Here is a 24,990-nt window from a genome sequence, read left to right on the forward strand (position 1 = left end):
TGTTTGAAATAGAATTGTAGCGAAATGTTAATAAATATGAAGCGAAAGGGTATAGTACAAGAGAAATAGAGTATGATATAATTTTTTTGAAAATAATTATCATTCTCTTCTGAGGGGGAAGGTTATGAGCTTAGTAGATATTAAAATTGGTGAGAAAGTGTTAGTAAAAAGTATTCAGTCGTTAGATCAGTTATTAAAGCGTAGACTAGCTGCTTTTGGTCTTGCGGAAGGAAGCGAACTTCGCATAAAACAGAAAGCGATGTTTAAAGGTCCTTGTACATTGGAGTGTCGTGGGCAGTTAATTAGTATTCGTCATTGTGACGCGAAAATGATAAAGGTGGAATTAGCGTGAATAAAGTTGCTTTGCTAGGGAATCCGAATACAGGGAAAACATCATTATTTAATGCACTTACCGGTTCTTATGAGTATGTAGGAAACTGGAGCGGTGTAACAGTAGAAAAGAAGGTTGGTAAATTAAAAGATAAGCAAGGAACATTAATTGATTTACCAGGCGTCTATGATTTGAATCCAGTTTCACGTGATGAAGGTGTCGTTACGAATTTTCTACTAACAGACGAATTTCATCATATGTTAAATATAGTGGATTCCTCGCAATTTGAGCGAAATATGCATTTAACATTGCAATTACTTGAATTTGGTAAGCCCGTTTCAATTGGTTTAAATATGGTTGATGTGGCAAAGCAAAGAGGAATTGTGATTAATGTAAAACGGTTATCAGAAATATTAGGTGTAACAGTCGTTCCTGTCATCGCAAGGACCGGAAAAGGCTGTGAAGAATTACTTACTACTCTTCATGAAGAGAAACAAAAAGAGAAAAAGCCATTTGTTATTTCATATGGTGTACAAATGGATGAAGAGATTGGAGAGATAATTGCTCTTTTAGAGACAGCGAATTATGAGCATCCGAGGTGGTTAACCCTTCAATTTTTAAGCAATAACGAAGTAGTAGAAAAAGAAATGAAAGCATTACCAATTTATAAGGAACTTATAGCCATTCGATCTCGTTTAGATGGAAAACTTGATTGTACGTTGGAGGAGCACATTTACAAAACTCGTGAAGCGTATATTGAAAAGTTAAAAACAAATGTTATGCAGCATGAGAAAGAAGGAAAAATTCCTTTTTCGGAAAAAATCGATAGGTTAATTACACATAAAATTTTAGGACTTCCAATCTTTTTAGCAGTTATGTTTTTTATTTTTCAGGTTACGTTTACGTGGATTGGTACACCTTTATCGGATATGCTTGATGGATTTTTTGGCGGACAACTTACTGATTGGGTTACAGCTGGGCTCACAAGTGTTGGCGCTTCTGACTTTATTCAAGCGCTCGTTACAGAAGGTATTATTGCTGGCGTTGGTGCGGTATTAGTATTCGTTCCACAAATCTTTGCACTATTCTTCTTCATTTCATTATTAGAAGACTCAGGATATATGGCACGAATTGCAGTTGTTATGGATAGAATTATGGAGTTTTTCGGTTTAAACGGAAAGGCGTTCATTCCGATGATTATCGGCTTTGGATGTAACGTTCCAGGTATTATGGCAGCGAGAACGATTGAACAAGAGAAAGAACGTTTACTTACAGTTCTTGTAACACCATTTATGTCTTGTTCAGCACGTTTACCTGTATATGCACTATTTGCGGGAGTTTTCTTCCCTAATAGTCAGGCAACTGTTGTGTTTTCTTTATACGTTGCAGGTATTGTTCTTGCGTTACTTGTTACAAAAATTATGTCTCTTACTATTTTAAAAGCGGAAAAATCTATTTTTGTCATTGAACTACCACCTTACCGTGTGCCGCAAGCGAAAACGTTATGGCTGAGCACGTGGGAGAAAGGTAAAGGATTTGTTCGTAAAGCGGGTACATTCATCTTCGGTGGTTCTGTTGTCATTTGGTTATTAAACTATGCAGGTCCATCAGGATTTGGTGTTGATATGGGAGACAGTTTCTTAGCGATGATTGGTGGATTTATTGCACCACTTTTTGCACCGCTCGGTTTTGGAACGTGGCAAGCTGCGGCATCCCTTTTAACAGGATTTTTAGCGAAAGAAGTTGTCGTTTCTACGATGGCAATTATTTATGCGGTTAAAGAAGATGTGCTAGGAAATGTAATGGGAGCACATTATACTGCGCTATCAGCCTATGCATTTATGTTCTTTATTTTATTATATGTTCCGTGCTTAGCGACAGTAGCTGTTATTAAACGTGAAACAGGATCGATGAAATGGACAGTTTTCTCTGTCGTTTATCCGCTCGTTGTTGCTTATGTATTAACGCTCATTATATACCAAGTTGGGTCCTTACTCGGATTCTAGAAGGAGATGTATCGCGGTGATGGTCAATATTATAATTGGAGCTATCATTTTTGGTTATGCAGCATATACGTTAGTTAATTTTGTAAAGAGAAGTAAAAAGGGAAAATGCGCAGCATGCTCTTTAAGTAAGTCATGTCAGTCGCAAACTTGTAGTCCAGATATGGAGCAAATTGCTCAGAAATAGAAAAAAGCTTTGCGAATTTCGCAAAGCTTTTTTATTATTTCTTAATTTTTACAAGTTGTGCTCCTTCTACACCATTTTTTCCAGGGAATTCTTTACTAGGGTCTTTATCAAATTTTAATACACCCACAGATTTTTCTTCACCTTTTACATTGCCGTAAGTTGCATCATCAACAATCGCGAACATATCTGCATATGCACGGCCACTACCGATAATTGTGTTACCTTCATATTTTAATTTCGCGCCATCAATTGTAGCATTCTCTATTTTATTTTTTGCGAATAACACGCCTTGTTCTGCTGTTACAGCTGGTAATTTATCAAGTGATTTCGTGTCGTCTTTTTCATCAACTTTTTGTAGTAATTCTTTCTTAACAAGTTCTTCACCAGTTTTCTTATCCATTACAAGAACTTTTTTATCTTCTAGCGTTGTAAGTTTCATTTTGTATACATCTTTTTCTTTTACTTCTTTTTTATTTTTATCTGCAATTTGCTGAACTTGCTCTTCTGTTCCGTATAATACAAAGCCGTTCGCTTTTTCTCCTAATAAAGAACAACCTGATAATGCTCCAAATGAAATTGCTGCTGCTAATCCGATTCCTACTAATTTTTTCATGATGATTTCTCCTTTTTATATGTTTTATAGTAAATACAGTTTCTGTATTAGTCCTTACATTATGAGAAGCTTTTTTGTTATTTCGTTGCTTCTGGTATTAGTGTATAAGAAATGTTGAAACGTAACTATCGAGTTAGCTTACAGTAACATTACAATTATGTAATTTAGTGAAATCGCGCAAAAATAAGTTGATTTTGGAGACAGAAATAATAAGGATATAGTAGGAATACAATATTATATCTGGAATGTCATATTATATTGGCTGTATTTTGGAAATAACATGTAAGGACATCTTAGTTTTGTTATAATAAACACATAGGTTGTAAAAATGAATATTCTTACTGAAAAGGGAGATTTTTAATTTTCCAAGTAGTGAATTTGAAATATGAGGTATATCATAGGAGGAATTTGGATGTCTGTATTTAAACGATTAAGAGATTTAACAATGTCGAATGTATATTCATTAATTGAAAAAGCTGAAGATCCAGTTAAGATGACGGATCAATATTTACGCGATATGCAAGCGGATGTACAAGAAGCTGAGAAAAGTGTAGCAGCTCAAATCGCACTTGAGAAGAAATTCAAAATATTATTTGAAGAGCAAGAAGCACTTGTGAAAAAACGTGAAGAGCAAGCACATATGGCTGTTCAAGCTAGCAACTTAGATCTTGCGCGCCGTGCTCTAGAAGAAAAACAAAATGCAGAGCAAAAGATGAATGAGTATAAAGCAAGCTATGAGCAAAACAAAGCTGCTGCTGATAACCTTCGCCTTAAGCTAGAAGAAATGCGTAAACAATTAACAGAGCTGAAAAATAAGCGTGAAACACTTGTAGCACGTGTAAATGCAGCGAAAGCACAAAAGAATATTAATCAGGCGATGTCTGGATTCGATTCAAATTCAGCAAAAGCTGGTTTAAGCCGTATGGAAGAGAAAGCACTTCAATTAGAGGCTGAAGCAGAAGCAAGCGGTGAAATTTACAAGAAAGAAAAGTCGTTAGATGATGAATTTGCAAGCTTAAACAAAAATTCTGTTGTTGACGATGAATTAGCTCGTATTATGAAGCAGTACGAGAAATAATATAGAATAGACAAAGAAACCGACATGTCTGAAGAGGATTCATGTCGGTTTTCTATTACCCCGCATTAACGGGCAGTAAGACTCCCACCTCAACATTTTGTGAAAGCAGAGAGGTTGGTGGGAGATCGACTGCCCGTAAATGCCCGATTGGTTCAACTAATAATCAGTAGGGGATGGAAAACTCCCCACTGATTAAAGTTTCACTTTACTTTTTTAGAGGAGGTTTTGTAATGACGTGGATGAATGTTTTAGCTATGCTTGTATGGACTGGAGCGAGTGCGGTACTTTTATTTGCAATTATGTGGGTTGATTCGATTTTTACAAAATACAATGATTTAAAAGAAATAAAAAACGGGAATACAGCAGTGACAACGCGTTTCGTTATGAAATTATTTGCGCAAGGGTACATTTTATCTCAATCTATAACGAAAGCGAATGACTTATGGCAAGCGCTTCTTGCCTCAGCAGTTTCATTCGTTATTTTATTAATTGTAGAAATGTTCATTGAGTTCGTGTTAAAGAAAATGTCTGGTTTAGATTTAGAAGAAGGAACGAAAGAAGGCAGCGTAGCGCATGCGTTGTTAGCTGGTTCATTACATATCGTTGGTGCACTTATTTTAGGTGCTTGTTTATAAAGAGAAAAGGAGGGGTAGATTGTGAGTTTATTTAAACGTATTAAAAATATAATGAAGAGTCCGGAGCCGCCGAAGCCAGAAAAGAGTCTTTTAACGTTGGCTCCTGGCGATATGATTGAAGTCTCGTTAGTCATGTACGAATTAACTGGGAAAACGAGCATGCATTCTCGCAAGGAGATTATTTTAACTTTGCAGGATGGGAAAGATATTCGTTATTTGAAAATCGAAGACCGTGAAAATACGTATTACAAATTGTATACACCGATTGATGGTCGTTTAGATTCAATCGATGAAATTCCGACGACGATTGAAATGGATGATATAGAGTATCATATGGAAGAACAATATAATGGACGTGTTGTTGTTATGGGGAAAACACCATTCGCTGCTTCAGAAGAACAGTACGTATGGGAATTCCAATCTGATAACCGCAAATTATTACGTGTTGAATGGCAAAATGGTCGCACAATGATGTATGAGGGAGAAGTAATTATTCCTGCTGATGTACAAATCATAAGAGCAACATAAGGGGGGCGTAATCATGTCAAACCGATTGTTTACCATGATTAAATCGTTCGTGATCCCTATACTTGCTATCGTTACATTACTTGTTATTGCCGGTTATGCTTTATCGGGCTGTCAAAGTGGTCAGGCGAAGTCAATTCAGGACCGTTACCCACTAGAGTCTGTCGCAAAGGATGGTAAACAAGAATCTTACGTGTATAGGGCCGCCAATCGGTCAGTTCCTGAAGTTGCAAAGGAACTTATAGCCGAAAGGAAACCGAAGCAAGCATCTAAAGAAGACGAAAATCAAATGTTCCTCGTTTATTCTGATAAAATGTATAATTTACAAAAGGATAAAGAGAAACCATCTGATACGTTAATTGAAATAAGCAATGAAGAATTTGTCCGTCAAAATTACCAACCATCCTTCTTACAAGGATATATCATGGGGAGTATATTAAACGATATATTCGGTTCACGCAAATCATCATACGGTGATTATCGCGGATATAATGACAGACAAAATCATAAACCGGTGATCCCGGAAAGACCACCTACGAAAGAGGAAAAGAAAACCCCGCCTCCAATTACGAAGGAAGGGAAAGGATCTATTATTAAGCGAGGCGATAATGTAGATCCGAAATCATCTGTAGGTGATAAAGGAAGTATTACGGAAAAAGGAAGTAAAACGACGCCACCGCCTTCTACCGGAAGCAAAGGGAAAATTACGAAAAACCCGGGTGGCTCGAGTGGATCTGATGTGAAGCCGAAATCATCCATTAAAACCCCACCAAAGAATACGTCGCCCCCGAAAACAAGGGTTGGCGGTTCAGGGAAAATTATGAAGAGAAGATAGTATAGAGATCGAAAAGTGGAATTTGCTTTTCGGTCTTTTTATTATGGGAATTAATTCCTTATAGCTGGTACAATTAAGTTATAAGGAGGAGATTATTATGAGTATATATAAAAGGTTTAGTTTGATTATGTTCCTCGTCTTATTCCTCAGTTTGTTTATTAGCACAACGATGAAATTTCACTTTATAGTAGGTATTCTATGGATACTGTGTACATGTACTCTCTTTCTATATGTTCCGCTTCGCTTTCAGCATGAAGTGCCCGCCTTTCAAAAGTACGTCGATTGGATTAAAAGCGGGGGAAGATGGGGGGAGTAAAATATATCAACGGTTTTTCGATTATATCTATCGTAGCTCAAAATATATCAACGATTCGAAAAGGAATATCGATTTACCAACTTCATAATAAAAAGAGGCTGCACCAATATTTTGGCACACCCTCTTTTTTCATAATGATTAATGAATATCACGTTTCTTAAAGTTACCGCCTTTTACTTCAGCTACGTCATAAACTGTAATAAAGGCATTAGGATCGATTTCATTAATCAGGTCCTTCATTTTACTTTCTTCTAAACGGTTAATTACACAAGAAATTTCTTTGAATTTCTCTCTTGAATAACCACCATATACTTCGTTATACGTTGCGCTTCGGCCTAAACGATCGCGAATTGTTTCTACCATTAATTCAGGCTCTTTCGTGATGATTTTAAATGTTTTCGAACCACTTAAACCAACTTCAACGATATGAATCACTTTCGAAGCGATAAAGTAAGCAATTGCCGAAAGGATAGCCCCTTGAAGACCAAATACTGTTGAAACAAAAATAAAGACAAACATATTTAAGAATAAAATAAGGTCACTTGTTCCAAAAGGTAACTTACGAGAAAGTAATACAGCTAGCATATCGATTCCATCTAATGCGCCGCCGTTACGTAAGGCTAGTCCCATACCGAAACCGATAATAATACCACCAACAACTGTAACGAGTAGTGTATCGCCTTCAATAATAGTTGGTATTCCGTGCATGACAACGGTACCTATTGCTAATGAAGCAATCCCGATGATGGAATAAATTGCAAAGCTTTTACCGATTTGTTTATATCCTAACCAAACGAAAGGAATGTTAATAACTGCGATTAGAGCTCCTAATGGCAATCCAAATAATCTTGAACTAACGATACTTAAACCAGTCACACCACCGTCGGATACGTTATTTGGAATTAAGACAGCTTCTAATCCGTACGCTGTGATAAATGCCCCAATAATAATCATCAAAGCTTTTGAAGCAATTTTCAGCTTATTGGGCTTACTCTTGATCATTTTTTTCATATAATTTCCTCGTTTCAAACTAGTTTCTTTTTCTTACATGTTTGCTAATCAGTTCGATTCATGCCTAACAACCATTTTAACATTATATTTGAAAAAATTCTCCTTTAATGGATGTATGCAGGGAATATTATCACCATAGTACCATTAAAATATTTTTGAAATTCGTATAAGAAATCCCATCCTTTTAAAGGATGGGATGTTGTTAAGAAAGTATAAAACTAACGACTGTTAGGAATAAAGCGAAACCTAAAATAGTTCCACATATTTTCATATGGCGCTTACGCCCCATAACGACAATTGCGACATATTCGCGAATCATTGCATTAGGCCAGTAATAAAAGGCTGTTTTTGATCCGATTCCTTGGCTATTAAGGCCAGCTTGTCTTGCATATATGCCAGCACGGAAAAGATGGAAATTATTCGTTGTAAAAATACTTTTATACTTACCTTCTGGTTTTAAAGAATCCATAATTTCTTTAGAGAACGACATGTTTTGATATGTGTTTACAGAACGATTTTCTTGTACCGTATGTTCAAGCGGAATGCCTTTTTCAACAGCATAATTTTGCATCGCTTCTGCTTCCGGAAGACCTTCATCAGGCCCTTGCCCACCAGAGAAAATGATTGTTGGTGGTGTATTCACAGCGGATTGCTTCCAATAAAAGTCGATTGCTTTATTAATGCGACTTGCAAGTAAAGGTGGCACTTTGTCATTAATTAAGCCGCTACCAAGAACGATGATGAAATCTTGATTACGTCTCGGTCTATTGAATTGGTATAGAAAATAAGCGCTTAAGAAGTTAGATAAATGTATAAAGAAATACATAGTTATAAGAGAAATCGCAGCAAAAATAAATTGAAAATGTGCAGAGAATAAACTTGCTGGATTTATGATAGAGAGCATTATAAGGAATAAAATCCCTAAAGCTGCGATTAAAGTTAAAGAATTTGTGAAGCGTCGTCCTTCTCTCTGCATTAAAATTTTTGCATTAAGAAATAGTCCAAACATTAAAGCGACTATAGCAAAAGGTATCATTACAATTAACGCTAGTATAGGAATAAGAACGGTAAAATGTAAATTGTTATTACCAGACGCATATGAGGCTATAGCACAAAAGAATAGAAATGAACAGAAAAAGGCATTAAATAAAAAGCCATTTATTATTTTCCGTGGATCTTTTAAGTAAGAGATAAGAAAAATAATAAACAATATAAGAGGAATAATTCCAAAATACATAAATATAGTACACCTCAATTTTTATAATGTTTTATTGCATCCTTAATATTACATGATTTTGAAGATGTTGATAAAAAAATAACGATTTTGAATTTTCTCAACAACCGATATAGTTAAATATGGTAAAATATATTCAAAGTGATATGTTAAAAGTAAAATGGTTTAGAGGGCACTCTGTAGAGTGTCTTTTTCTTTGAAATATGTAATTTTGCATATTTTGTTCCTTTTTAATGAAAGAGGATTAAAATATAAATTGTGGATACATGCTATAAAGCAGAATTGTATACAAACATTAGCCTCTACTCTTTTTGTACCTAACAATCTTGTAACAATTCATGATTCTGTTTTCTAGTGTGTGTTTACGAAAAGCGGATGGGGTTTATATAAACAGGGGAAAGGGCGTCTTTTTAAAAGGCGCCTTTTTGTTGTTTAGTGTATATAGTTATCACTGTTGATATAGTGGAAAATATCTATACTAAACATTAGCAATCTTCCGTATAAACATTATCAATTTACTATATATTCCAGCGATGTTAAGCTACATATGAAAGGCTTTCTTTTTCAAAATATTACCCCTAATAAATTTTTGGAAAAGTCAACTGTCTCCAAACTTGCCATTAATGCTTAGAGAAAAAGCACTCAATTTGAGTGCTTTTTCTTATTGAAACATGCTATTTTTGTAGGCGATGTTCATAAAATAAAAGTAACGAAATGAAAGTAGGTGATAAAATGCCAGCTATTGTGGAAGGGGTTATTATTGAGAACTGTAATGGGACAATTAACTTAGGTGATAAATATAACGTACATCCGATTGAAAAAACGAAAGCCTATAACGGATCAGGATCTTCAAATACGGGACTAAATGTGAGGACATTCAGTGGTATTAGTACGGCAGATGTAACGGATAACGATGTGTATGACCAAGTAATTCAATCTACGTTATAATTTTTATATGTAAAAATGCATAAAATGATGTGCTTGCCCTGTGATACAATTTAGTTGTGAGCTGTTAGTGATTCTTCTTTATCATAGTTGTTAGATTAGAAATGTAACATCTTATCGAAAATCATACGTAAAATAAAAAAGACACTTCGCTCGAAGTGTCTTTTTTATTTTAGTGATATCCTTTAGCAGAGTCTTTATGAATTTTATTTTTAAATATGCTGTAGCTCCAAAGCTGATATCCAATAACGATTGGTACCATGACGATTGCAACGAAGAACATAATTTTTAAGTTTAATTGACTACCAGCTGCGTTGTATAACGTTGTACTATAAGCGTCGTTAATACGAGATGGTAACATTCTTGGGAACATACCTGCAAAACCAGTTGTCATAAACATTGCGATTGTTAAGCAAACGAATGTGAATGCAAGGCCAATTTTATGTTTGTACACCATAATAAGTGTGAGTACACTCATTAACATTGCAAGTACTGGAAGAATGAATAGTACAGGATATTCCGTGAAGTTTTGGAATAAATTTGTACGATTTGCAGTTGCGACATAGAAGATAGCTAAAATGATAGCAGCTGCCATTGAAAATGGTCTTGCGATTTTATAAGCACGATCAGATACTTCGCCAGTTGTTTTAATCATAATCCAAAGGGCACCAGATACGACGAATATAGCAGTGAAGAAAAGACCACCTAAAATACCATAATGGTTTAGTAAGCTAAGTAAAGTTCCTTCATAACCATCTTTTCCGATTTGCAGCCCGTAATACAGGTTAGCGAATGTAACACCGAATAAGAAGGCGATTAGGAAACTACCAATTGTAAATGCCCATTTACAAGTTTTTTGCCAAATTGGTGAATCGTCTTTATGCATAAATTCAAGTCCAGCGGCACGAGCAAATAGTGCAAGTAATACTAAAAACAGTGGTGTATATAGGTAACTAAACATATTTGCATATGTGATTGGGAAGGCAGCAAATGTTGCGCCACCAGCTGTAATTAACCATACTTCATTACCACCCCAGAATGGACCAATTGCTTCTTGTAATTGATTTCGTTCTTGTCGGTCTTTCGCAACGAATGGGAAAATCATCCCGTTACCGAGTGCGTAGCCATCAAGAATGAAGTAAACTGTCCAAATTACGCCCCATAAACCGAACCAGATAATTGCAAGCATATCATGAGACATGAGCTGTACCTCCTTCAGTAGCAGGTTCTTCTAATGCAGCGGGTCCTTTTTTCGCGAACTTCAGCATTAAGTATACGTCTGCAATTAAGAGTAAAGTGTAGAACAATATTAAACTAATTAATGAGAACCAAATTTGTGGAACTGATATAGGTGACACGGATTCTGCTGTACGCATTAGTTTATAAACTGTCCACGGTTGACGACCTACTTCAGCGACAATCCAGCCAGCGTTAATTGCGATATATGGAAGTAAAACAGACCACATTGTAATTTTTAAATAACGTTTTGAGTTTTCTAGTTTTCCTTTTCGGTTTAAATAGAAACCGTACCAAGTTAATGCCATAAAGAACATGCCAAGTGCAACCATTAAGCGGAAGCTATAGTACACGAGGTTAACATTTGGACGATCTTCTTTTGGAATATCTTTTAAACCAACAATTTCTCCATCAAATGAGTTTGTATAGAAGAAACTTCCGAGCTTTGGAATAGTAAGGAATTCAAAGTTCTTTTCATTTTTTACATCAGGAATTTGAATGATTGAGAAACCTTGTCCTTTTCCAGTGTCCCAAACAGCTTCCATTGCAGCTCCTTTTGCTGGTTGATACTTAGCCGCTGATACACCAGATTGATGGCCCATAAATGGTGTAATTGTTGCTGCGAATAACCCTAACATTAAGCCAAACTTAAATGATTTTTTGAAGAATTCCACTTCATTTTTACGTAGTAAGTGATATGCACTAATTGCCATAACGAAGAAAGCACCGACAATATAACAACCAATTACAGTATGGAAGAACATATTCCATGCATATGGATTTGTAACAAGAGCCCAGAAATCATTTAATTCAGCGCGGCCGTTACGTACTACATAGCCAACAGGATTTTGCATAAAGCCGTTTGCTGTAATAATCCAAAGGGCAGAAATATTTGTTCCAAGTGCAACCATCCACATACAGAAAGCACGGAACTTTGGTGAGATTTTGTCTTTACCGAATAACCATATTCCCATGAAAGTAGATTCTAAGAAGAAGGCAACGAGTGCTTCGATTGCGAGAGGTGATCCGAAAATATCTCCCATATATTTGGAGTACTCAGACCAGTTTGTTCCAAATTGGAATTCCATCGTAATCCCAGTTATAATCCCCATTACGAAGTTAATTGTAAAAAGTTTTCCCCAGAAATTTGCCATTTTGCGGTATGTTGGATTCAATGTGCGGGCGTATTGAGTTTCCATACATGCTACTAAAATAACAAGTCCGATTGTCAAAGGTACAAATAAAAAGTGATAAAAAATAGTAATTGCAAATTGAAAACGACTTAGTAACAGAACGTCGGACATAATAAATATTCACTCCTTTTTTACATTATCTACAATCAGTTTATAGTGAAAAAACGTTTAAAGTATGTGAGACTTGTTACAAAGGTGTGTGTATAGTTTGAAAGAATTATGTCGATTATCTGAAAACATCCTATTTTTACTATAAAGCAATATCCTTTTTGAGTTTTTCAAATTTTGGTACACTACATATGTAATGTAAATGAGAGAAAAGAGGGTTCTTTACTATGAAGTCATTAGAAGAGATTTTACAATACAATGAAAAATTTGTTGAAGAGAAAAAATACGAAGAGTATGAAACAGGGAAATTTCCAAACAAAAAGATGGTAATTATCTCTTGTATGGATACTCGTCTTGTTGAATTATTACCGAAAGCAATGAATATGCGTAACGGTGATGTGAAAATTATTAAAGTAGCAGGCGCTGTTATTTCACATCCATTCGGAAGTATTATGCGTAGTATTTTAGTCGCTGTATATGAGCTTGGAGCTGATGAAGTATGTGTTGTCGGTCATCATGATTGTGGTATGGCAAAAATTCAAGCAAGCAGTACAATTGAAAAAATGAAAGAGCGCGGCGTAACAGAAGAGAAATTAGATACACTTCGTTATTCTGGAATCGATTTAGAAAGATTCTTACAAGGGTTCTCTAGTGTAGAAGAAAGTGTAGAACATAGTGTGTCAATACTCCGCAACCATCCGTTACTTCCGGAAGAAGTACCTGTTCACGGTCTTGTTATAGATCCTGACACAGGAAAATTAGATTTAGTTGTAAATGGTTACGACAATTAAGAATTTACTTTGTCATCCTTTTTATCTGGGACAGGATCAAATCCTCCTGGATGGAAAGGGTGACATTTTAATATACGCTTACATGTAAGCCAAAATCCTTTGAAGGCACCGTGTTTTTGAAACGCTTCTAATCCATAATGAGAGCAAGTCGGATGAAAGCGGCACGTTGGCGGTGTCATCGGAGAAATGAACTTTTGATAAAAGCGTATAATACCGATAAAAATCTGTTTCATAATGGTCTCCTTTTCAGCATAGTCTTAAAGTATTATAGCACGACAGTACATAATTCTTTACTAATGTCGATTTCCGTTATATCATATTGGATATAACGGAATTAAATTAAAAGCGGGAGAGATGTTGTATGCCATCAGTAGAAAGCTTTGAATTAGACCATACGATTGTAAAGGCGCCTTATGTAAGACATTGCGGAGTCCACAATGTAGGTAGTGACGGTATTGTAAATAAATTTGATATTCGTTTCTGCCAACCGAATAAACAAGCAATGAAACCAGATGTTATTCATACGTTAGAACATTTATTAGCATTTAATTTACGTAAATATATTGATCGTTATCCGCATTTTGATATTATCGATATTTCACCAATGGGTTGCCAAACAGGATATTATCTTGTAGTAAGCGGAACACCGACGGTTCGAGAAATCATTGATTTATTAGAACTAACATTAAAAGATGCGGTTCAAATTACAGAAATTCCAGCTGCAAATGAAACACAATGTGGCCAAGCGAAGCTTCACGACTTAGAAGGAGCACAACGCTTAATGAACTTCTGGTTAAGCCAAGATAAAGATGAACTTGAGAAAGTATTTGGATAAAAAGGAAAACTGCCTGTGAAAGGGCAGTTTTTTATTTTGTTAAGAGAAAACTTGCTCTTCTTTTTATGAAAGTATACTAGATACTCCAACATATAAAATAAAGGCAGAACAGAGAAAATAAACAAATGCTTTTGCTTTTTGTTGCTCTTTTATTTCATCAATTCCAAAAAGGATAAACATAATACTTAAAAGGATAAATACGAATGGTAAAAGCATAGAGAAGTTTGCAAAGAGGCTAAATAGGGCGAGAATAAGAGCGATAGTCGCTATTATAATTCGAATGTTTTTTAACATGAAATCCTCCTTAGTAGAAGTATTGTTATCGAGAGACAAGAATAAGAATGACAATAATTAAAGTAAAGACGCCAGAAAAGAAAGAGATTGTACTATTTACTTTCTGTTGTTTCTGTTTTTCTTCTGCGCTCATGATGAAAGCCATGATAGATAAGGCAATAAGCATATAGGGCATAATAACAAGCGGGTTTGTAAACATTCCATATAGAGCGAGAGCGATGACGATCAGAGCGGATATAATACGAAATACTTTTAGCATACTATTCTCCACCTTTTTTTGTTTAGGTTATCCTCAAATTTATTACCTGTTCGACAAAGCCAAATTGGTGAAAGGGAATAGTCAGTAGGTGATTAAAATTACATGTTACATGTAACGAAGGTAGTTCGATATTACAATGAAGAGCATAAGAATAGAAACGAGAAAATGCGAGATACCCATTGATTTTCTTCCGGATTTCAGTTCATTAATTCCTAGAAGAATAAAGAAACAACTGAGAGCAAATTGCATGTATGGGAGAAGTGTGAAATTATCGGTAGCAAGAGAATAAGTGCAAAGAGAGATTGTGAGAAGCATGAAAAAATAGCGTATTCCAGTTAGCATCGAATTCCTCCTTTAAAGAGACTATTTATCGAAATATTTCTGAGAAGCCAAGAAATAAAGCAACAGCTCCTGCTAACAGAGCAAGTATGCTACCACCTTTTTGCTGTTTTAAGATTTCCTCTATACTAATAATGAAAGCCATCCCCCCTAAAAAGATAAACATATAAGGCATGATTTCCCTATTACCAGTAAAAAAGCTATAGATTGCTATAGATAAAGCAATAAGTGATAAAGTAATCCGTAATCCTTTCAGCATAAAAGACCCTCCTCTATTTTATGTAGGTAATGATAAAAACAAGCCAAATGAAAGCACCAGCAACAATGCAAATAAATCCGGTTCCTGAATCCTTCTTTTTTATTTGCTCAATTGCGATGAGAAACATTAAAGCTCCTAATAGAAATTGTGAAAGTGGTAGAAAGTTATTTTGACCTGTCAGTAAACTAATAGCGGATATGATGATGACACTGAGTGCGATTAAAATGCGTAGTATATTATGAATGCTCTTTACTGTTTTTTGTATAAGGGTTATCTTCGGGCTTATCAACAGAATGTTTATATGCGTAGCCTTTATTAATCGTCATAACGGAGAGTACTAATATGATCAGTACGATTATAATGCCGATAATTAATATTTTGAGCATGAAATCCCTCCTTTTCTTTATTTTACATAATTTTGTAATTGATGAAAACAATAGAAATTAAAAGGATGAAAGAAGGGTGTTACATGGAGAATAAAAAAACATATTATATATCAGTTGGAAATGGTCAAATTTCGCAAGTGAAGACGGCGGATACGTATAATTTTGAAATTTATGCAAATGACGAAGAGATTACGGAGTTAAGAGAGTATTTTGATCAAGCGTATGAAGAGGACTTAGGTTCGTATGTACGCTCCCACGTTCCATTCGTTGAGTATCATCACGATTCGAATAATGATCGATATGATGAACAACTACAAAAAGCATATAAAATGATTTATGATCTAGGGAATCATGAAACGAAAGAATTAGTCGCGCAAATGGGAATAATCAATGGATTGTAATTGGATAATATTATGCAGAAAAGCGAGAATATGCTACAATTTGTGGTAGGAAAAACTTGTAATCATCAATAGGGGAGTAATGGCATGTACAAATTTAAAGATTATTACCACAACACTGTACAATTATCGTTTGAACGTTACCCATTTTCTCCTGAGCCAAAGCATGTTTGGGTTGTATGCCGGTACGGGGATCAATGGTTATTAACGCATCATTTACGCCGTGGTCTTGAATTTCCAGGTGGTAAAGTAGAACTCGGGGAAACACCGGAAGAAGCGGCAGTTCGAGAAGTTCATGAGGAAACCGGCGGCATAGTTTCTGATTTAACTTACTTAGGGCAATACAAAGTATCCGGAAAAGACAAAATAATCATTAAAAACATTTATTTTGCAACAATTAGTGCGGTAGAGCAGCATACGCATTACGAAGAAACGAAAGGGTCTGTTTTATTAAAAGACATTCCTGATAATATTAAAACTGATAGAAAATTTAGCTTTATTATGCGCGACGATGTATTAGCGCGTACGATGAAACATATAGAAGAAATCGGCTGTTTTACGAAGTAAAGTGGCCGGTTTCTTTTTTATGTTCAAGAATAAATGTAAATATATCTTTACATTATTTTGGGTATATTATACAATTTTGTAAAGATATATTTACATTTTAGGAGGTGAAAAGGTGGATAACAGAAAAGAAACAACTGTCTCTGTTTCGATGGTTAAATTAAATGTTTATTCATTTTTTATAATATTCGCTCTGGCGATTGGAATTAGTTATTTACATGCGCTTTTTTCAGGCGAGTTTCAAATTGAAATTACATTGCCGATTATGTTTCTTTTGATTATTGGAATGATTATTCTCGTTTGTATTCATGAGGCAATACATTTAATTGGATTTCGTTATATCGGAGGTGTTCCGTGGAGCGAACTAAAATGGGGTGTCAATTGGAAATTAGGTGTAGCATACGCTCATTCTAAAAAAGAAATTACAGTAAAGCAAATGAAGAAAGTTTTAATGTTGCCATTTTTACCAACTGGAATTTTGCCAATTGTAATTGGGTTAGCCATGAATGTTCAATCGATCTCATTTTTAGGGATTCTACTAACAGCAGGTTGTATTGGTGACATTGCTCTATATCAAAAAGTTTCAAAGTTTCCAGATGATGCACTAGTAAAGGATCATCCGAGTAAACCACAGTTTACAGTTTATGAATAATAAAGGAAGAGGAGTCGTTTTTGAATAACGGCCTCCTCTTTTTGGCGGTAAATCGCTCATATAATTTATTTAGTAGTATCTTGTTTTTATCTCTACCTCTAAAAACGAAAGAACATCTAATAAATCATCTATCACACGTGAATGTTCAAAGTCACCCCAAAATGAATCTCTCTTCCAAACGCCAAGAATCCCTACTTGTTCAGAACCAAGCACATCATTTTCTGGATGGTCTCCAACATAAAGGCATTCTTCTGCTTTTACGTTTAGCTTTTGTAAAGCCCGTTCGAAAATCTCAGGGTGAGGCTTTTTAATTCCTTCCGCTTCTGAAACGAGAATTGTGTTTGTATACGTATGTATGTTTAGTGCTCGAAGGTTGTTCATTTGGAAATCAGTAAAGCCGTTTGTAATAATACCGATTTTTATATTTTGCTGAGTTAGTCGTTGAAGTAATTCATGCATGTTTGGGAAAGGGATACAATGATATTGAAAATTTGTAATGTAGTCATGCAGCAGTTGCTCTTGCGTTAAAGTGGTAATGTTGTATTCGCAAAGGAGAGTGGAATATACCTTATCTTTCCACGTGTAACCATTATTGTCGAGTTCGAGAAAACGAGAGCAATACTCGAATTTTTCTATGTTTATCAAATGAAAGGCGAAGCGATTATATTGATCACGAATAAATTGCTCTAAAGATTGACGACGATCTAATAGTGTTCCATCTAAGTCAAATAAGACTGCTCGAATCATGGGAAACCTCCATACAGTTTTTATAATTAATTATCGCATATTCGTTAAAAAATGATTATGATATTTTTGTAGAATGGAATAATGGAGGGGCGTATGAAGAAACTGTATGGCAAGTTAATGTGTTTTATGATTTCAATGGGCTTAGTAGCTGGATGTGATATGTCGGAGCAAACTTCGAAAAGAGAGAAAAAAGATGTGTGCGAAACGACAGAAGAATGCACACAAATAGGTGATAAAACACTTCAAAAAGTATATAAAAAGATAGATGGACTTTCAGAACTTGAAGTACTAGAGGATTATGATTTAGAAGGACATTCAAGTAACGATATGAAAGAAGCAGAAATGAAAAAAAAGGATGATGAAAATTATTTCTTTTTAGCTTCTTATTATATTGATGGTGATGAAATTGTAGATCCTTATTTCGATAAACTAGATCGCAAACGATTGAATAAGGCTTTTGCGGAGGATAAGGACGCGAAAGAAGAAGTATTAAAGCAACGTCAAGATAGGGATTATCATGAATCGTTATGGGAGATGTATAGCACGCTTATTCCTGCTAAGTATCGCACTGACATAAAAGAGTTTGATATGGTAACAGATGGATACGATGGAATTGTCGCTCATGTTATGCCGAGTATGGAGTATCCGAAAGAGTGGACCATTAGCTTAGATACGCTTGATTCTGCAGTAAATATCGATCAAGTGATGAAAACATTAATACATGAGACGGCTCACGTATTGACACTGGGACATAAACAAATACCAGTAAATGAAAAGTACTTAAAGGCTTTTGAAGAAGATAAAGATATTTCATCATACCAAAATAAATGTAAATCTCTTTTCTTACAAGAAGGATGTGCGAAGGAGAGCTCTTATATAAATCAATTTTATAATTCTTTCTGGAAACCAATTGACCAGGAGTGGACAGAAAAGAAAGTGGAAGAAAGCGAAGAAGCTCAAATTGAATTTTTTAAGGAAAAGCATGGTGAGTTTGTTTCACTGTATGGGACGACAAATGTAGCAGAGGATATTGCGGATACATTTACAGCGTTTATTTTACAAGATTCAAAAAAGGTGAAAGAAGGAACAGAATTAAAATATAAAAAAATTGCCTTCTTCTATCAATTCTCCGAGCTTGTAAAAATGAGAGCGGAAGTGTTAGCTGGGTTATATAATGTGTCGAAAACGATGGAACAACCAAGTGGACACTAATGCGAATTATGTGTTCGATATATTTTAGCCAAGGGAAAACGTGAAGAATTGTAGTTCTTTGCGTTTCTTCATGTTGATAAAATTGAAAATTCTGTCTTTTTTCAAAAAAGAAGAAGGAACTGAATCATTAAAATAGAATTAGTATAAAAACGTCACAAATTAGACACAATTATAATGCGCATAGTATAGGGGCTATAAGTTTACTCTCGAGGAGGTAATGAAACGTATGAAAACGATTCTTGCTGTTGCTGGTCTCATTTGGGTAATGTCTCACGGTTTTCCGATTTTTGAAGGGGAGCAAATTCGTAGTGCATTAAATAAAGAGTTTAATGATTATCATATTATTGATCGAAAAGATAATGTCGTTACGGTGCGTGTGAAAGATTGTTTCCATACAGTTACGGTTGCTAATGGGAATATTGCAGACGATTCGAAAATGTGTGATAAAAGGTAAGAGAAAGAAGCTGACTCTAGCATATCGCTCTAAGTCAGCTTTTTTTTCGTTTTCCAATAAGGAGTTTTTCAAATGCCTCGACAAATACATACATAAGAGTTGCGAGGACGCAAGTGAGCAATACACTGAGCAAGACGAGTGTGAAGTTAAAGACTTGGAATCCGTAGCTAATTAAATAGCCAAGTCCTTGTTTAGAAACGAGGAGTTCCCCGAAAATAACACCGACCCATGATAAGCCAACATTCACTTTTAACGTTGAAATAATTGCAGGGAAAGATGAAGGGAGAATAACGTGCTTATAGCATTGCCATTTATTTGCGCCGAATGTGTCCATGACCTTAATATAGTTGGAATCGACTTCTTGAAATGCGCTGTAAATAACGAGAATGGTAATGATGATAGAGATGATTACCCCCATTGCGATAGAGGAAGAAATATTTGGACCGAAAATAACAATGATGATTGGACCGAGTGCAACTTTTGGCATTGCATTTAGGACGACGAGATAAGGATCAAGTACGCGGGCCAAAAGTGGCATCCACCAAAGGAGAGTAGCAATAATAGCTCCAAGTACAGTTCCGAGAATAAAACCTACTCCTGTTTCAAGTAATGTCGTCCATATGTGGACCCAAAGTGAACCGTCAATCCATTTCGTTAAAAAGAGATCCCAAATACTTGAAGGAGAACTAAAGAGTAAAGGATCAATCCATTCTTTTTTACTAGCTATTTCCCATAGTGCAAAGAAAAGAACAAGAAGTACAAGTTGTAAAGAGCGAGCTAACCATGCATGTTGTCTTTCTTTTTTTCGAAACTGTTCATGTAGTTGTTTTATATTATCCAAGTCGTTCCAGCTCCTTCCATATTTCTTGGAAGAGGGATGGGAAGTCATGGTGGTGGCGTGCTTCTAACGGCGATAAGGAACGGATACTTTCTGGGACGATGAATGTTTTTGCGATTTTTCCAGGGTTCGCCTGCAGTAAATAAATACGATCACTCATCGCAATTGCTTCTTCAATATCATGTGTCACAAGTAGGGATGTTTTCTTATAGTTACGTAGTAATGTGAAGACGAGATCTTCTAGTTTTAATTTTGTTTGATAATCAAGAGCGGAAAATGGTTCATCTAACAATAAAATTTTTGGGTCGGTCGCTAATGTTCGAACGAGTGCAGCACGTTGGCGCATACCACCGGATAGTTCACGAGGGTATTGCTGTTCTATATCATATAGGCCGACTTGTTTTAAAAGCTTTAATGTATGTTCTTTCGTATTTTCATCATAAACCTTCCGAATATGAAGTCCGAGCATAATATTTTCTTCAATTGTTTTCCACGGAAACAAGTAATCTTGCTGGAGCATATAGCCCATAGAGGGGGTCTTACTTGTAATCGGTTCACCATCTAAAAATACGATACCTTCAATTGGATCGAGTAGACCTGCGATGATGGAGAGGAGCGTTGTTTTTCCGCAACCACTTGGACCAAGGATTGAAATAAATTCGCCTTCGTCTACTTGCAAACTCATATCTTCAAGAATAAGTTTGGCATTTTCTTTTGCAAAAAAGCAGTGAGAAACGTTACGTATTTGTAAAAAGCTCATACACTTCGCCTCTATTTCTTAATAACGCTTTCGGCAATTTTTGTATTGACGAGCGCTTCATGTGGAACTTCTTTTTGTAATTCACCAGATTCTTTCATAATCGTTTGGAGTTGTTTCCATTCTGCATCATCTAATAATGGATTTGTCGCATAAGAATGTTGTTTTTTGTAGCGCTCAATTACTTTTACTGAAATGTCTTTTGAAGTGTCTTTAAATAGTGGTGAAACGGCATCGGCAATCTCTTCTGGACTATGTGTATCAACCCATTGCTGCGCTTTATATAGTGCGCGCGTGAATTTTTCAGCAGCAGCTTTATCTTTCTTTAAGAAACTTTCTTTTGCCATAAACGTTGTATAAGGGACAGTACCAGATTCAGCTCCGAAAGACGCGACGATATAACCTTTTCCTTCTTTTTCAAGTATACTTGCAGTCGGTTCAAAGAGCTGTACAAATTCTCCCGTACCAGATGCAAAGGCATTTGCAATATTAGCAAACTCGATATTTTGAATTAAGTTCGTATCTTTGCGAGGGTCAATGCCATTTTTCTTTAAAACGTATTCACCAACCATTTGCGGCATGCCGCCTTTACGCTGTCCTAAAAACGTAACGCCTTTTACGTCGTTCCAATTAAAAGAGTCTAATTTTTTACGGGAAACTAAAAATGTGCCATCTGTTTGTGTAAGCTGTGCAAAATTAATGACAGGATCTTTTGCTCCTTGTTGATGAACATAAATAGACGTTTCTGAACCAACGAGAGCAATATCAATTCCGCCAGATAAAAGGGTGGTCATCGTTTTATCTCCGCCAGCTGTTGTTTGTAAGTCAATATTTAAGCCTTCATCTTTAAAAAATCCTTTTTCAATTCCAACATATAATGGTGCGTAGAAAAGAGAGTGTGTAACTTCGCCAACGCGAATTTTTTGAGCTTGTTCTTTCGTACTTTCCTTTGTACTACTACAAGCAGCGAATGTGAAAACAGCTAGTAACATGATGCAAAAAACGGTTATTAATTTTTTCACTATATGACACCTCCTAGAAGTCAATCTACAAGCATAATATGTAGGTAAGTGCCCATATGTGAGTATATATAGCAGGAATTTTTTGGGTAGTAAAGAAGTACAAATATAAGGGGTGATAAAATGGATTACGAATACGATGATAGCGTACATTTACATCTTGATTATTTCGGAACTGAATGTGATATGGAATCGATTGCTTATAAGAGGAAGCATGAAGACGTGTGGGATGTGTATTTTAATTTTGGAGTATACGGTATTCAAAAAGATGATGTAGGGGCAGGGGTGTTTATGGACGAATATGCCGGTTATTACGTTTTTTCTGTACATGCTCGTGATTTGAGCTGGGAATTTGGAAGTGCTCAGTTTGAGGAATGGGTTTTGAAGAACCGTATAGTAGAAAGAACGCTTCAAAAATAGGGAGGAATTTTGTATTTGAATTTCTCATCTTATTGCTTATTTGCGTAATTGGAATTTACATCATGCAAGTGCTTACTTACCGATTCGCAAAGAAAAATATTCATAAATATAAGGAAATGAAATGGATTTATATGTGGCTAGACATGACTATGAAAAAGGGTCCGAGATTAGATTTGTTTGATTTTGTACTTATAGTAATCGTAAGTATCATATGGAAAATATGGATGCTTCCTCTTGTATAGTAAACATGCTAATCTAATCATCGTATCCTAATAAATAACGAGAAGAACCTGTCACACGACAGGTTCTTCTCTATTTGGAGCATGTAGTGTTACATGGAAAATCCAATATATACGACAAATTACGACAAAGGGATTCATACATATTTGTTATTCTATTAAAGGTCATTATTTGTAATGTATATATAGGAGGATTTTTTAATGTTAAAAAAATTATTATTATTTTTACTTACGGGCTTATGTGTAGTTGTTTTAACAGCTTGTAAAGATGAAGAGGAAAAGCTGAAGGTAGCGGAAGAACAGAAAATAGATGAGAAGAAAGTTGAAGAAGATAAGAAGGTAGAAGAGGAAAGCAAACAAGAAGAGCAGCAAAAGGAAGAGGAAGAAAAACGTAAGCAAGAAGAGCAACAAAAAATAGAAGAAGAAAAGCGTAAGCAAGAAGAGCAACAAAGAGTAGAGGAAGAAAAACGTAAGCAAGAAGAGCAGCAAAGAGTAGAGGAAGAGAAACGTAAGCAAGAAGAGCAGAAGGCTCAGCAACAGCAGTCGGCACAACAAGAGAGAACACAGAAACAAGAAAAAACAACAGAAGCAAGAGGTGGGAAACCGACAAGATCACAAATTTCGGTTGGTTCACATGTAGTTATTCAATTAGATAAAGATTATAGTAAAACAGTGAGCGGTGTTGTGAAAGATATTTTAACAAACACGGAAACACATACGTACGGAATTAAAGTCCGATTACAAGATGGACAAATTGGCCGTGTTCAAAGTGTTGGATAAATAAAAAAAGAGGTCGTCCATTTTTGGACGACCTCTTTTTTTATTATGCTTGACTAGTGCGGAAAAATGGAAGCTTCTGCACAGCGTAAACTAACCCGTATGCAAGAATTAAGCACATAAGAGGGTTAATGAAAAATCCGTAGCGATTAATCGCTAAGAATAAGTTTGAGAAGATGATGTAAATAACAGAACTTGCTACTAGCATCATAACGCGTTTATGTTTAAATGAATTTAGCATGCAGCAGAAACTGCTCAAGAATGTGCCTATGATGAAGACTTTATGACACATTTGCATAAATTTATGAATATGGTATTGGTCTACAGCAGGAGCTGTTTTGAATAATTCAATTGTTTTACCAACAGTGAACCACGAGAACCAATATGTGAAGTCCGTTTTAAATCCATTTTTGATTAAATCTTTTGCGTATGCATTTTTATCTTCTAAACCCTGGGCCTTCATTTGGTTAACTACATTTTCATAGCCGATTTTGTTAAATGGATCCGCACCGGCAATTAATGGATCCGCACCTTGCGTTGAGAATAAGATAAATTGATTGAACGCTAAATAGTTACGAACAACCCAGGCACCGATAATAAAGAACGGGCCAATGAGCCATAATAATCCAATTCGAATTGAGTCTTTAAATCCATATGTGAACAAGACGACAAGAACAGGAATGAGCATCATTGGAGCTGGATTTGGACGGAACATAAGTAAAATGGAAACGACAATTCCGAACCATATATGGAATTTCACTTTATTATATTTCCATGCGAGAACAAATACATATACACTTAACGTTAATAAGAATATTGAAGGAACTTCGGTTAATAACGTACGGAAGTATGTATAGTTACTTGGATAAATAGCATATAAAATACTTGCGACAATTCCATAAATATTCTTTTCAAATAACTCTTTTCCTATTAAGAATACTAATAACACTGTGCCGAGGTTCAGTATCATATTAATGACGGTTGCCACGTAATAGTAAGGAAGTGATGTAACATCAGAAATAATCATAGCGCCAGCTAATAATAGTGGCTGACCTGGTGTGATGTATGCATTTTTTCCAGGAACTTCACTAGGCTCCAAATAAACATATCCAAAGACACCGTGTTTTAATAGCTGTTCAGCTGTTAACGAATAGTTGAACGCATCATATGCACCATATGTTACTTTGACTACTTCTCCATTTAATCCTGGCTGTTTTACTAGACAAAAAACATGCAACAGGAAAGAAAGTGCCAAAATTACATATACCGCTTTAGGCAAATTTTTAAACTTATTTAACAAAAATGAGCATCTCCCTTTTTATTATTTCCTTCGTATTTTCATGATAAAACCATATTAGTATTAAGGTTTTCCAAAACATAGTTATTATATCATAAAGTGGAATGAAGGAATTTAGTTTTTTAAGAATGAATAGTTGGCATTCCAAAAATTAACTGTTGATTAAGGGAGAATTAAGAAACTACAGTTATAGTAGAATCCAG

The 24,990-nt window shown here is 35.4% G+C and carries 35 protein-coding genes; 19 read left to right on the forward strand and 16 right to left on the reverse strand.

The window, feature by feature from the left end:
* Window positions 1-124 precede the first annotated feature (124 nt).
* The 3 genes from JFU20_RS18420 to JFU20_RS18430 are packed head-to-tail and all read left to right on the forward strand — an operon-like array spanning window position 125 to window position 2,521.
* Window positions 125-352 (forward strand): FeoA family protein, encoded by a 228-nt coding sequence (locus JFU20_RS18420; RefSeq protein ID WP_000060510.1) that lies wholly within the window; start codon window positions 125-127, stop codon window positions 350-352.
* Window positions 349-2,337 (forward strand): ferrous iron transport protein B, encoded by a 1,989-nt coding sequence (gene feoB / locus JFU20_RS18425; protein WP_201038814.1) that lies wholly within the window; start codon window positions 349-351, stop codon window positions 2,335-2,337. The genes JFU20_RS18420 and feoB overlap by 4 nt, the downstream gene beginning before the upstream one ends.
* 16 nt (window positions 2,338-2,353) lie before the next feature.
* Window positions 2,354-2,521, forward strand: a complete 168-nt coding sequence (locus tag JFU20_RS18430; RefSeq protein ID WP_033708410.1) for a FeoB-associated Cys-rich membrane protein — start codon at window positions 2,354-2,356, stop codon at window positions 2,519-2,521.
* Between the two features lie 34 nt (window positions 2,522-2,555).
* Here the strand turns inward: JFU20_RS18430 and JFU20_RS18435 are convergent, their stop codons facing one another.
* Window positions 2,556-3,134: a lipoprotein BA_5634 family protein gene (locus JFU20_RS18435; protein WP_016095927.1), complete on the reverse strand. Its 579-nt coding sequence runs from the start codon at window positions 3,132-3,134 to the stop codon at window positions 2,556-2,558.
* A gap of 412 nt (window positions 3,135-3,546) precedes the next feature.
* Between JFU20_RS18435 and JFU20_RS18440 the strand changes: the two genes are divergently transcribed.
* The 5 genes from JFU20_RS18440 to JFU20_RS18460 all read left to right on the forward strand — a co-directional run bounded on the left by JFU20_RS18440 (window position 3,547) and on the right by JFU20_RS18460 (window position 6,523).
* Window positions 3,547-4,212, forward strand: coding sequence for a PspA/IM30 family protein (locus JFU20_RS18440; RefSeq protein ID WP_002015754.1), 666 nt, complete (start codon window positions 3,547-3,549; stop codon window positions 4,210-4,212).
* A 230-nt stretch (window positions 4,213-4,442) separates the two neighbouring features.
* Window positions 4,443-4,847, forward strand: a complete 405-nt coding sequence (locus JFU20_RS18445; RefSeq protein ID WP_193662766.1) for a DUF350 domain-containing protein — start codon at window positions 4,443-4,445, stop codon at window positions 4,845-4,847.
* A 21-nt stretch (window positions 4,848-4,868) separates the two neighbouring features.
* Window positions 4,869-5,375, forward strand: coding sequence for a DUF4178 domain-containing protein (locus JFU20_RS18450; protein WP_002015752.1), 507 nt, complete (start codon window positions 4,869-4,871; stop codon window positions 5,373-5,375).
* A 13-nt stretch (window positions 5,376-5,388) separates the two neighbouring features.
* Entirely contained in the window at window positions 5,389-6,207 is an 819-nt protein-coding gene (locus JFU20_RS18455) for a DUF4247 domain-containing protein (RefSeq protein WP_002129590.1), read from the forward strand.
* A 97-nt stretch (window positions 6,208-6,304) separates the two neighbouring features.
* Window positions 6,305-6,523, forward strand: coding sequence for a hypothetical protein (locus tag JFU20_RS18460; RefSeq protein ID WP_002167505.1), 219 nt, complete (start codon window positions 6,305-6,307; stop codon window positions 6,521-6,523).
* Between the two features lie 138 nt (window positions 6,524-6,661).
* Here JFU20_RS18460 and JFU20_RS18465 read toward each other — a convergent pair whose 3' ends face one another.
* Both JFU20_RS18465 and JFU20_RS18470 read right to left on the reverse strand, forming a co-directional pair.
* The gene (locus JFU20_RS18465) at window positions 6,662-7,534 is read right to left on the reverse strand and encodes a YitT family protein (protein WP_000738210.1); all 873 of its coding nucleotides are present in this window, start codon (window positions 7,532-7,534) and stop codon (window positions 6,662-6,664) included.
* Window positions 7,535-7,736: 202 nt separating this feature from the next.
* Window positions 7,737-8,771 carry a YdcF family protein gene (locus tag JFU20_RS18470; protein ID WP_002164908.1) on the reverse strand — a complete coding sequence of 345 codons (1,035 nt, stop codon included), beginning with the start codon at window positions 8,769-8,771 and terminating at the stop codon, window positions 7,737-7,739.
* 711 nt (window positions 8,772-9,482) lie between these two features.
* On the opposite strand from JFU20_RS18470, the gene JFU20_RS18475 reads away from it, so the two are divergent.
* Entirely contained in the window at window positions 9,483-9,716 is a 234-nt protein-coding gene (locus JFU20_RS18475; protein WP_002015747.1) for a spore germination protein, read from the forward strand.
* Between the two features lie 169 nt (window positions 9,717-9,885).
* Here the strand turns inward: JFU20_RS18475 and cydB are convergent, their stop codons facing one another.
* Together cydB and cydA are read right to left on the reverse strand one after the other, a co-directional pair.
* On the reverse strand, window positions 9,886-10,914 hold the full coding sequence (gene cydB / locus JFU20_RS18480; RefSeq protein ID WP_002164909.1) for a cytochrome d ubiquinol oxidase subunit II: 1,029 nt from the start codon (window positions 10,912-10,914) through the stop codon (window positions 9,886-9,888).
* Window positions 10,904-12,253: a cytochrome ubiquinol oxidase subunit I gene (gene cydA / locus JFU20_RS18485; RefSeq protein ID WP_002164910.1), complete on the reverse strand. Its 1,350-nt coding sequence runs from the start codon at window positions 12,251-12,253 to the stop codon at window positions 10,904-10,906. Before cydA ends, cydB begins: the two co-directional genes overlap by 11 nt.
* A gap of 224 nt (window positions 12,254-12,477) precedes the next feature.
* On the opposite strand from cydA, the gene JFU20_RS18490 reads away from it, so the two are divergent.
* A complete protein-coding gene (locus JFU20_RS18490; RefSeq protein ID WP_002015742.1) occupies window positions 12,478-13,041 on the forward strand; it encodes a beta-class carbonic anhydrase in 564 nt (187 codons plus the stop codon).
* Here the strand turns inward: JFU20_RS18490 and yidD are convergent.
* Window positions 13,038-13,274 carry a membrane protein insertion efficiency factor YidD gene (gene yidD, locus JFU20_RS18495; RefSeq protein ID WP_002112460.1) on the reverse strand — a complete coding sequence of 79 codons (237 nt, stop codon included), beginning with the start codon at window positions 13,272-13,274 and terminating at the stop codon, window positions 13,038-13,040. The two genes, JFU20_RS18490 and yidD, sit on opposite strands and share 4 nt — an antisense overlap.
* A gap of 128 nt (window positions 13,275-13,402) precedes the next feature.
* Between yidD and luxS the strand changes: the two genes are divergently transcribed.
* The gene (gene luxS, locus JFU20_RS18500; protein WP_001141371.1) at window positions 13,403-13,876 is read left to right on the forward strand and encodes an S-ribosylhomocysteine lyase LuxS; all 474 of its coding nucleotides are present in this window, start codon (window positions 13,403-13,405) and stop codon (window positions 13,874-13,876) included.
* 63 nt (window positions 13,877-13,939) lie between these two features.
* Here luxS and JFU20_RS18505 read toward each other — a convergent pair whose 3' ends face one another.
* The 5 genes from JFU20_RS18505 to ytzI form a co-directional block, all read right to left on the reverse strand.
* Complete coding sequence (locus tag JFU20_RS18505; protein ID WP_002164911.1) at window positions 13,940-14,170, reverse strand: YczI family protein; 231 nt, start codon at window positions 14,168-14,170, stop codon at window positions 13,940-13,942.
* Window positions 14,171-14,195: 25 nt separating this feature from the next.
* Window positions 14,196-14,429, reverse strand: a complete 234-nt coding sequence (locus JFU20_RS18510; protein ID WP_002138769.1) for a hypothetical protein — start codon at window positions 14,427-14,429, stop codon at window positions 14,196-14,198.
* Between the two features lie 367 nt (window positions 14,430-14,796).
* Window positions 14,797-15,027 (reverse strand): DUF3953 domain-containing protein, encoded by a 231-nt coding sequence (locus tag JFU20_RS18520; RefSeq protein WP_002089156.1) that lies wholly within the window; start codon window positions 15,025-15,027, stop codon window positions 14,797-14,799.
* Between the two features lie 13 nt (window positions 15,028-15,040).
* Window positions 15,041-15,271: a DUF3953 domain-containing protein gene (locus tag JFU20_RS18525; protein ID WP_048517047.1), complete on the reverse strand. Its 231-nt coding sequence runs from the start codon at window positions 15,269-15,271 to the stop codon at window positions 15,041-15,043.
* A complete protein-coding gene (gene ytzI / locus JFU20_RS18530) occupies window positions 15,264-15,413 on the reverse strand; it encodes a YtzI protein (RefSeq protein WP_002164912.1) in 150 nt (49 codons plus the stop codon). The genes JFU20_RS18525 and ytzI overlap by 8 nt, the downstream gene beginning before the upstream one ends.
* 83 nt (window positions 15,414-15,496) lie before the next feature.
* Between ytzI and JFU20_RS18535 the strand changes: the two genes are divergently transcribed.
* From JFU20_RS18535 to JFU20_RS18545, 3 genes are all read left to right on the forward strand, one after another.
* Window positions 15,497-15,814: a hypothetical protein gene (locus JFU20_RS18535; RefSeq protein ID WP_002089150.1), complete on the forward strand. Its 318-nt coding sequence runs from the start codon at window positions 15,497-15,499 to the stop codon at window positions 15,812-15,814.
* An 84-nt stretch (window positions 15,815-15,898) separates the two neighbouring features.
* Window positions 15,899-16,378, forward strand: a complete 480-nt coding sequence (mutTA, locus tag JFU20_RS18540; protein ID WP_002015736.1) for an antimutator 8-oxo-(dGTP/GTP)ase — start codon at window positions 15,899-15,901, stop codon at window positions 16,376-16,378.
* A 112-nt stretch (window positions 16,379-16,490) separates the two neighbouring features.
* Window positions 16,491-17,027: a DUF3267 domain-containing protein gene (locus tag JFU20_RS18545; protein WP_002164913.1), complete on the forward strand. Its 537-nt coding sequence runs from the start codon at window positions 16,491-16,493 to the stop codon at window positions 17,025-17,027.
* Window positions 17,028-17,096: 69 nt separating this feature from the next.
* On the opposite strand, the gene JFU20_RS18550 is transcribed toward JFU20_RS18545, so the two are convergent.
* The gene (locus JFU20_RS18550; protein ID WP_201038815.1) at window positions 17,097-17,774 is read right to left on the reverse strand and encodes an HAD family hydrolase; all 678 of its coding nucleotides are present in this window, start codon (window positions 17,772-17,774) and stop codon (window positions 17,097-17,099) included.
* 93 nt (window positions 17,775-17,867) lie between these two features.
* Here JFU20_RS18550 and JFU20_RS18555 point away from each other — a divergent pair, with 93 nt between their 5' ends.
* Window positions 17,868-18,986 (forward strand): hypothetical protein, encoded by a 1,119-nt coding sequence (locus tag JFU20_RS18555; protein WP_002129569.1) that lies wholly within the window; start codon window positions 17,868-17,870, stop codon window positions 18,984-18,986.
* 226 nt (window positions 18,987-19,212) lie between these two features.
* On the forward strand, window positions 19,213-19,440 hold the full coding sequence (locus JFU20_RS18560; protein ID WP_002129567.1) for a hypothetical protein: 228 nt from the start codon (window positions 19,213-19,215) through the stop codon (window positions 19,438-19,440).
* A 34-nt stretch (window positions 19,441-19,474) separates the two neighbouring features.
* Here the strand turns inward: JFU20_RS18560 and JFU20_RS18565 are convergent, their stop codons facing one another.
* The 3 genes from JFU20_RS18565 to JFU20_RS18575 are packed head-to-tail and all read right to left on the reverse strand — an operon-like array spanning window position 19,475 to window position 22,057.
* Window positions 19,475-20,281: an ABC transporter permease gene (locus tag JFU20_RS18565; protein WP_002138764.1), complete on the reverse strand. Its 807-nt coding sequence runs from the start codon at window positions 20,279-20,281 to the stop codon at window positions 19,475-19,477.
* Window positions 20,274-21,038 (reverse strand): ABC transporter ATP-binding protein, encoded by a 765-nt coding sequence (locus tag JFU20_RS18570; RefSeq protein ID WP_002015726.1) that lies wholly within the window; start codon window positions 21,036-21,038, stop codon window positions 20,274-20,276. Before JFU20_RS18570 ends, JFU20_RS18565 begins: the two co-directional genes overlap by 8 nt.
* Before the next feature lie 11 nt (window positions 21,039-21,049).
* Window positions 21,050-22,057: an ABC transporter substrate-binding protein gene (locus JFU20_RS18575; RefSeq protein ID WP_002089139.1), complete on the reverse strand. Its 1,008-nt coding sequence runs from the start codon at window positions 22,055-22,057 to the stop codon at window positions 21,050-21,052.
* A gap of 120 nt (window positions 22,058-22,177) precedes the next feature.
* On the opposite strand from JFU20_RS18575, the gene JFU20_RS18580 reads away from it, so the two are divergent.
* The 3 genes from JFU20_RS18580 to JFU20_RS18590 all read left to right on the forward strand — a co-directional run bounded on the left by JFU20_RS18580 (window position 22,178) and on the right by JFU20_RS18590 (window position 23,493).
* Window positions 22,178-22,474: a DUF3986 family protein gene (locus tag JFU20_RS18580; protein ID WP_002129563.1), complete on the forward strand. Its 297-nt coding sequence runs from the start codon at window positions 22,178-22,180 to the stop codon at window positions 22,472-22,474.
* Window positions 22,429-22,716, forward strand: a complete 288-nt coding sequence (locus JFU20_RS18585; RefSeq protein ID WP_048517045.1) for a hypothetical protein — start codon at window positions 22,429-22,431, stop codon at window positions 22,714-22,716. Before JFU20_RS18580 ends, JFU20_RS18585 begins: the two co-directional genes overlap by 46 nt.
* 198 nt (window positions 22,717-22,914) lie before the next feature.
* Window positions 22,915-23,493, forward strand: a complete 579-nt coding sequence (locus JFU20_RS18590) for a YwbE family protein (RefSeq protein WP_002164915.1) — start codon at window positions 22,915-22,917, stop codon at window positions 23,491-23,493.
* 43 nt (window positions 23,494-23,536) lie between these two features.
* On the opposite strand, the gene JFU20_RS18595 is transcribed toward JFU20_RS18590, so the two are convergent.
* Complete coding sequence (locus JFU20_RS18595; RefSeq protein ID WP_002015720.1) at window positions 23,537-24,790, reverse strand: glycosyltransferase family 39 protein; 1,254 nt, start codon at window positions 24,788-24,790, stop codon at window positions 23,537-23,539.
* Window positions 24,791-24,990: the final 200 nt, after the last annotated feature.

Origin of the sequence: Bacillus sp. TH30 (assembly GCF_016650875.1) — a bacterium.
GTDB lineage: Bacteria > Bacillota > Bacilli > Bacillales > Bacillaceae_G > Bacillus_A > Bacillus_A mycoides.

Bases quoted from the DNA above. Each gene is read 5' to 3' on its own strand.
- JFU20_RS18555 (WP_002129569.1), top strand. From the start codon at position 17,868: ATGAAGAAACTGTATGGCAAGTTAATGTGTTTTATGATTTCAATGGGC.
- JFU20_RS18550 (WP_201038815.1), bottom strand. From the start codon at position 17,774: ATGATTCGAGCAGTCTTATTTGACTTAGATGGAACACTATTAGATCGT.
- JFU20_RS18505 (WP_002164911.1), bottom strand. From the start codon at position 14,170: ATGTTAAAAAACATTCGAATTATAATAGCGACTATCGCTCTTATTCTC.
- JFU20_RS18580 (WP_002129563.1), top strand. From the start codon at position 22,178: ATGGATTACGAATACGATGATAGCGTACATTTACATCTTGATTATTTC.
- JFU20_RS18460 (WP_002167505.1), top strand. From the start codon at position 6,305: ATGAGTATATATAAAAGGTTTAGTTTGATTATGTTCCTCGTCTTATTC.
- JFU20_RS18435 (WP_016095927.1), bottom strand. From the start codon at position 3,134: ATGAAAAAATTAGTAGGAATCGGATTAGCAGCAGCAATTTCATTTGGA.
- JFU20_RS18535 (WP_002089150.1), top strand. From the start codon at position 15,497: ATGGAGAATAAAAAAACATATTATATATCAGTTGGAAATGGTCAAATT.
- JFU20_RS18455 (WP_002129590.1), top strand. From the start codon at position 5,389: ATGTCAAACCGATTGTTTACCATGATTAAATCGTTCGTGATCCCTATA.
- cydB (WP_002164909.1), bottom strand. From the start codon at position 10,914: ATGTCTCATGATATGCTTGCAATTATCTGGTTCGGTTTATGGGGCGTA.
- JFU20_RS18570 (WP_002015726.1), bottom strand. From the start codon at position 21,038: ATGAGCTTTTTACAAATACGTAACGTTTCTCACTGCTTTTTTGCAAAA.
- JFU20_RS18585 (WP_048517045.1), top strand. From the start codon at position 22,429: ATGGGTTTTGAAGAACCGTATAGTAGAAAGAACGCTTCAAAAATAGGG.
- JFU20_RS18470 (WP_002164908.1), bottom strand. From the start codon at position 8,771: ATGTATTTTGGAATTATTCCTCTTATATTGTTTATTATTTTTCTTATC.
- yidD (WP_002112460.1), bottom strand. From the start codon at position 13,274: ATGAAACAGATTTTTATCGGTATTATACGCTTTTATCAAAAGTTCATT.
- ytzI (WP_002164912.1), bottom strand. From the start codon at position 15,413: ATGCTCAAAATATTAATTATCGGCATTATAATCGTACTGATCATATTA.
- JFU20_RS18510 (WP_002138769.1), bottom strand. From the start codon at position 14,429: ATGCTAAAAGTATTTCGTATTATATCCGCTCTGATCGTCATCGCTCTC.
- JFU20_RS18490 (WP_002015742.1), top strand. From the start codon at position 12,478: ATGAAGTCATTAGAAGAGATTTTACAATACAATGAAAAATTTGTTGAA.
- JFU20_RS18520 (WP_002089156.1), bottom strand. From the start codon at position 15,027: ATGCTGAAAGGATTACGGATTACTTTATCACTTATTGCTTTATCTATA.
- cydA (WP_002164910.1), bottom strand. From the start codon at position 12,253: ATGTCCGACGTTCTGTTACTAAGTCGTTTTCAATTTGCAATTACTATT.
- JFU20_RS18440 (WP_002015754.1), top strand. From the start codon at position 3,547: ATGTCTGTATTTAAACGATTAAGAGATTTAACAATGTCGAATGTATAT.
- JFU20_RS18590 (WP_002164915.1), top strand. From the start codon at position 22,915: ATGTTAAAAAAATTATTATTATTTTTACTTACGGGCTTATGTGTAGTT.
- JFU20_RS18445 (WP_193662766.1), top strand. From the start codon at position 4,443: ATGACGTGGATGAATGTTTTAGCTATGCTTGTATGGACTGGAGCGAGT.
- JFU20_RS18465 (WP_000738210.1), bottom strand. From the start codon at position 7,534: ATGAAAAAAATGATCAAGAGTAAGCCCAATAAGCTGAAAATTGCTTCA.
- mutTA (WP_002015736.1), top strand. From the start codon at position 15,899: ATGTACAAATTTAAAGATTATTACCACAACACTGTACAATTATCGTTT.
- JFU20_RS18560 (WP_002129567.1), top strand. From the start codon at position 19,213: ATGAAAACGATTCTTGCTGTTGCTGGTCTCATTTGGGTAATGTCTCAC.
- JFU20_RS18475 (WP_002015747.1), top strand. From the start codon at position 9,483: ATGAAAGTAGGTGATAAAATGCCAGCTATTGTGGAAGGGGTTATTATT.
- luxS (WP_001141371.1), top strand. From the start codon at position 13,403: ATGCCATCAGTAGAAAGCTTTGAATTAGACCATACGATTGTAAAGGCG.
- JFU20_RS18420 (WP_000060510.1), top strand. From the start codon at position 125: ATGAGCTTAGTAGATATTAAAATTGGTGAGAAAGTGTTAGTAAAAAGT.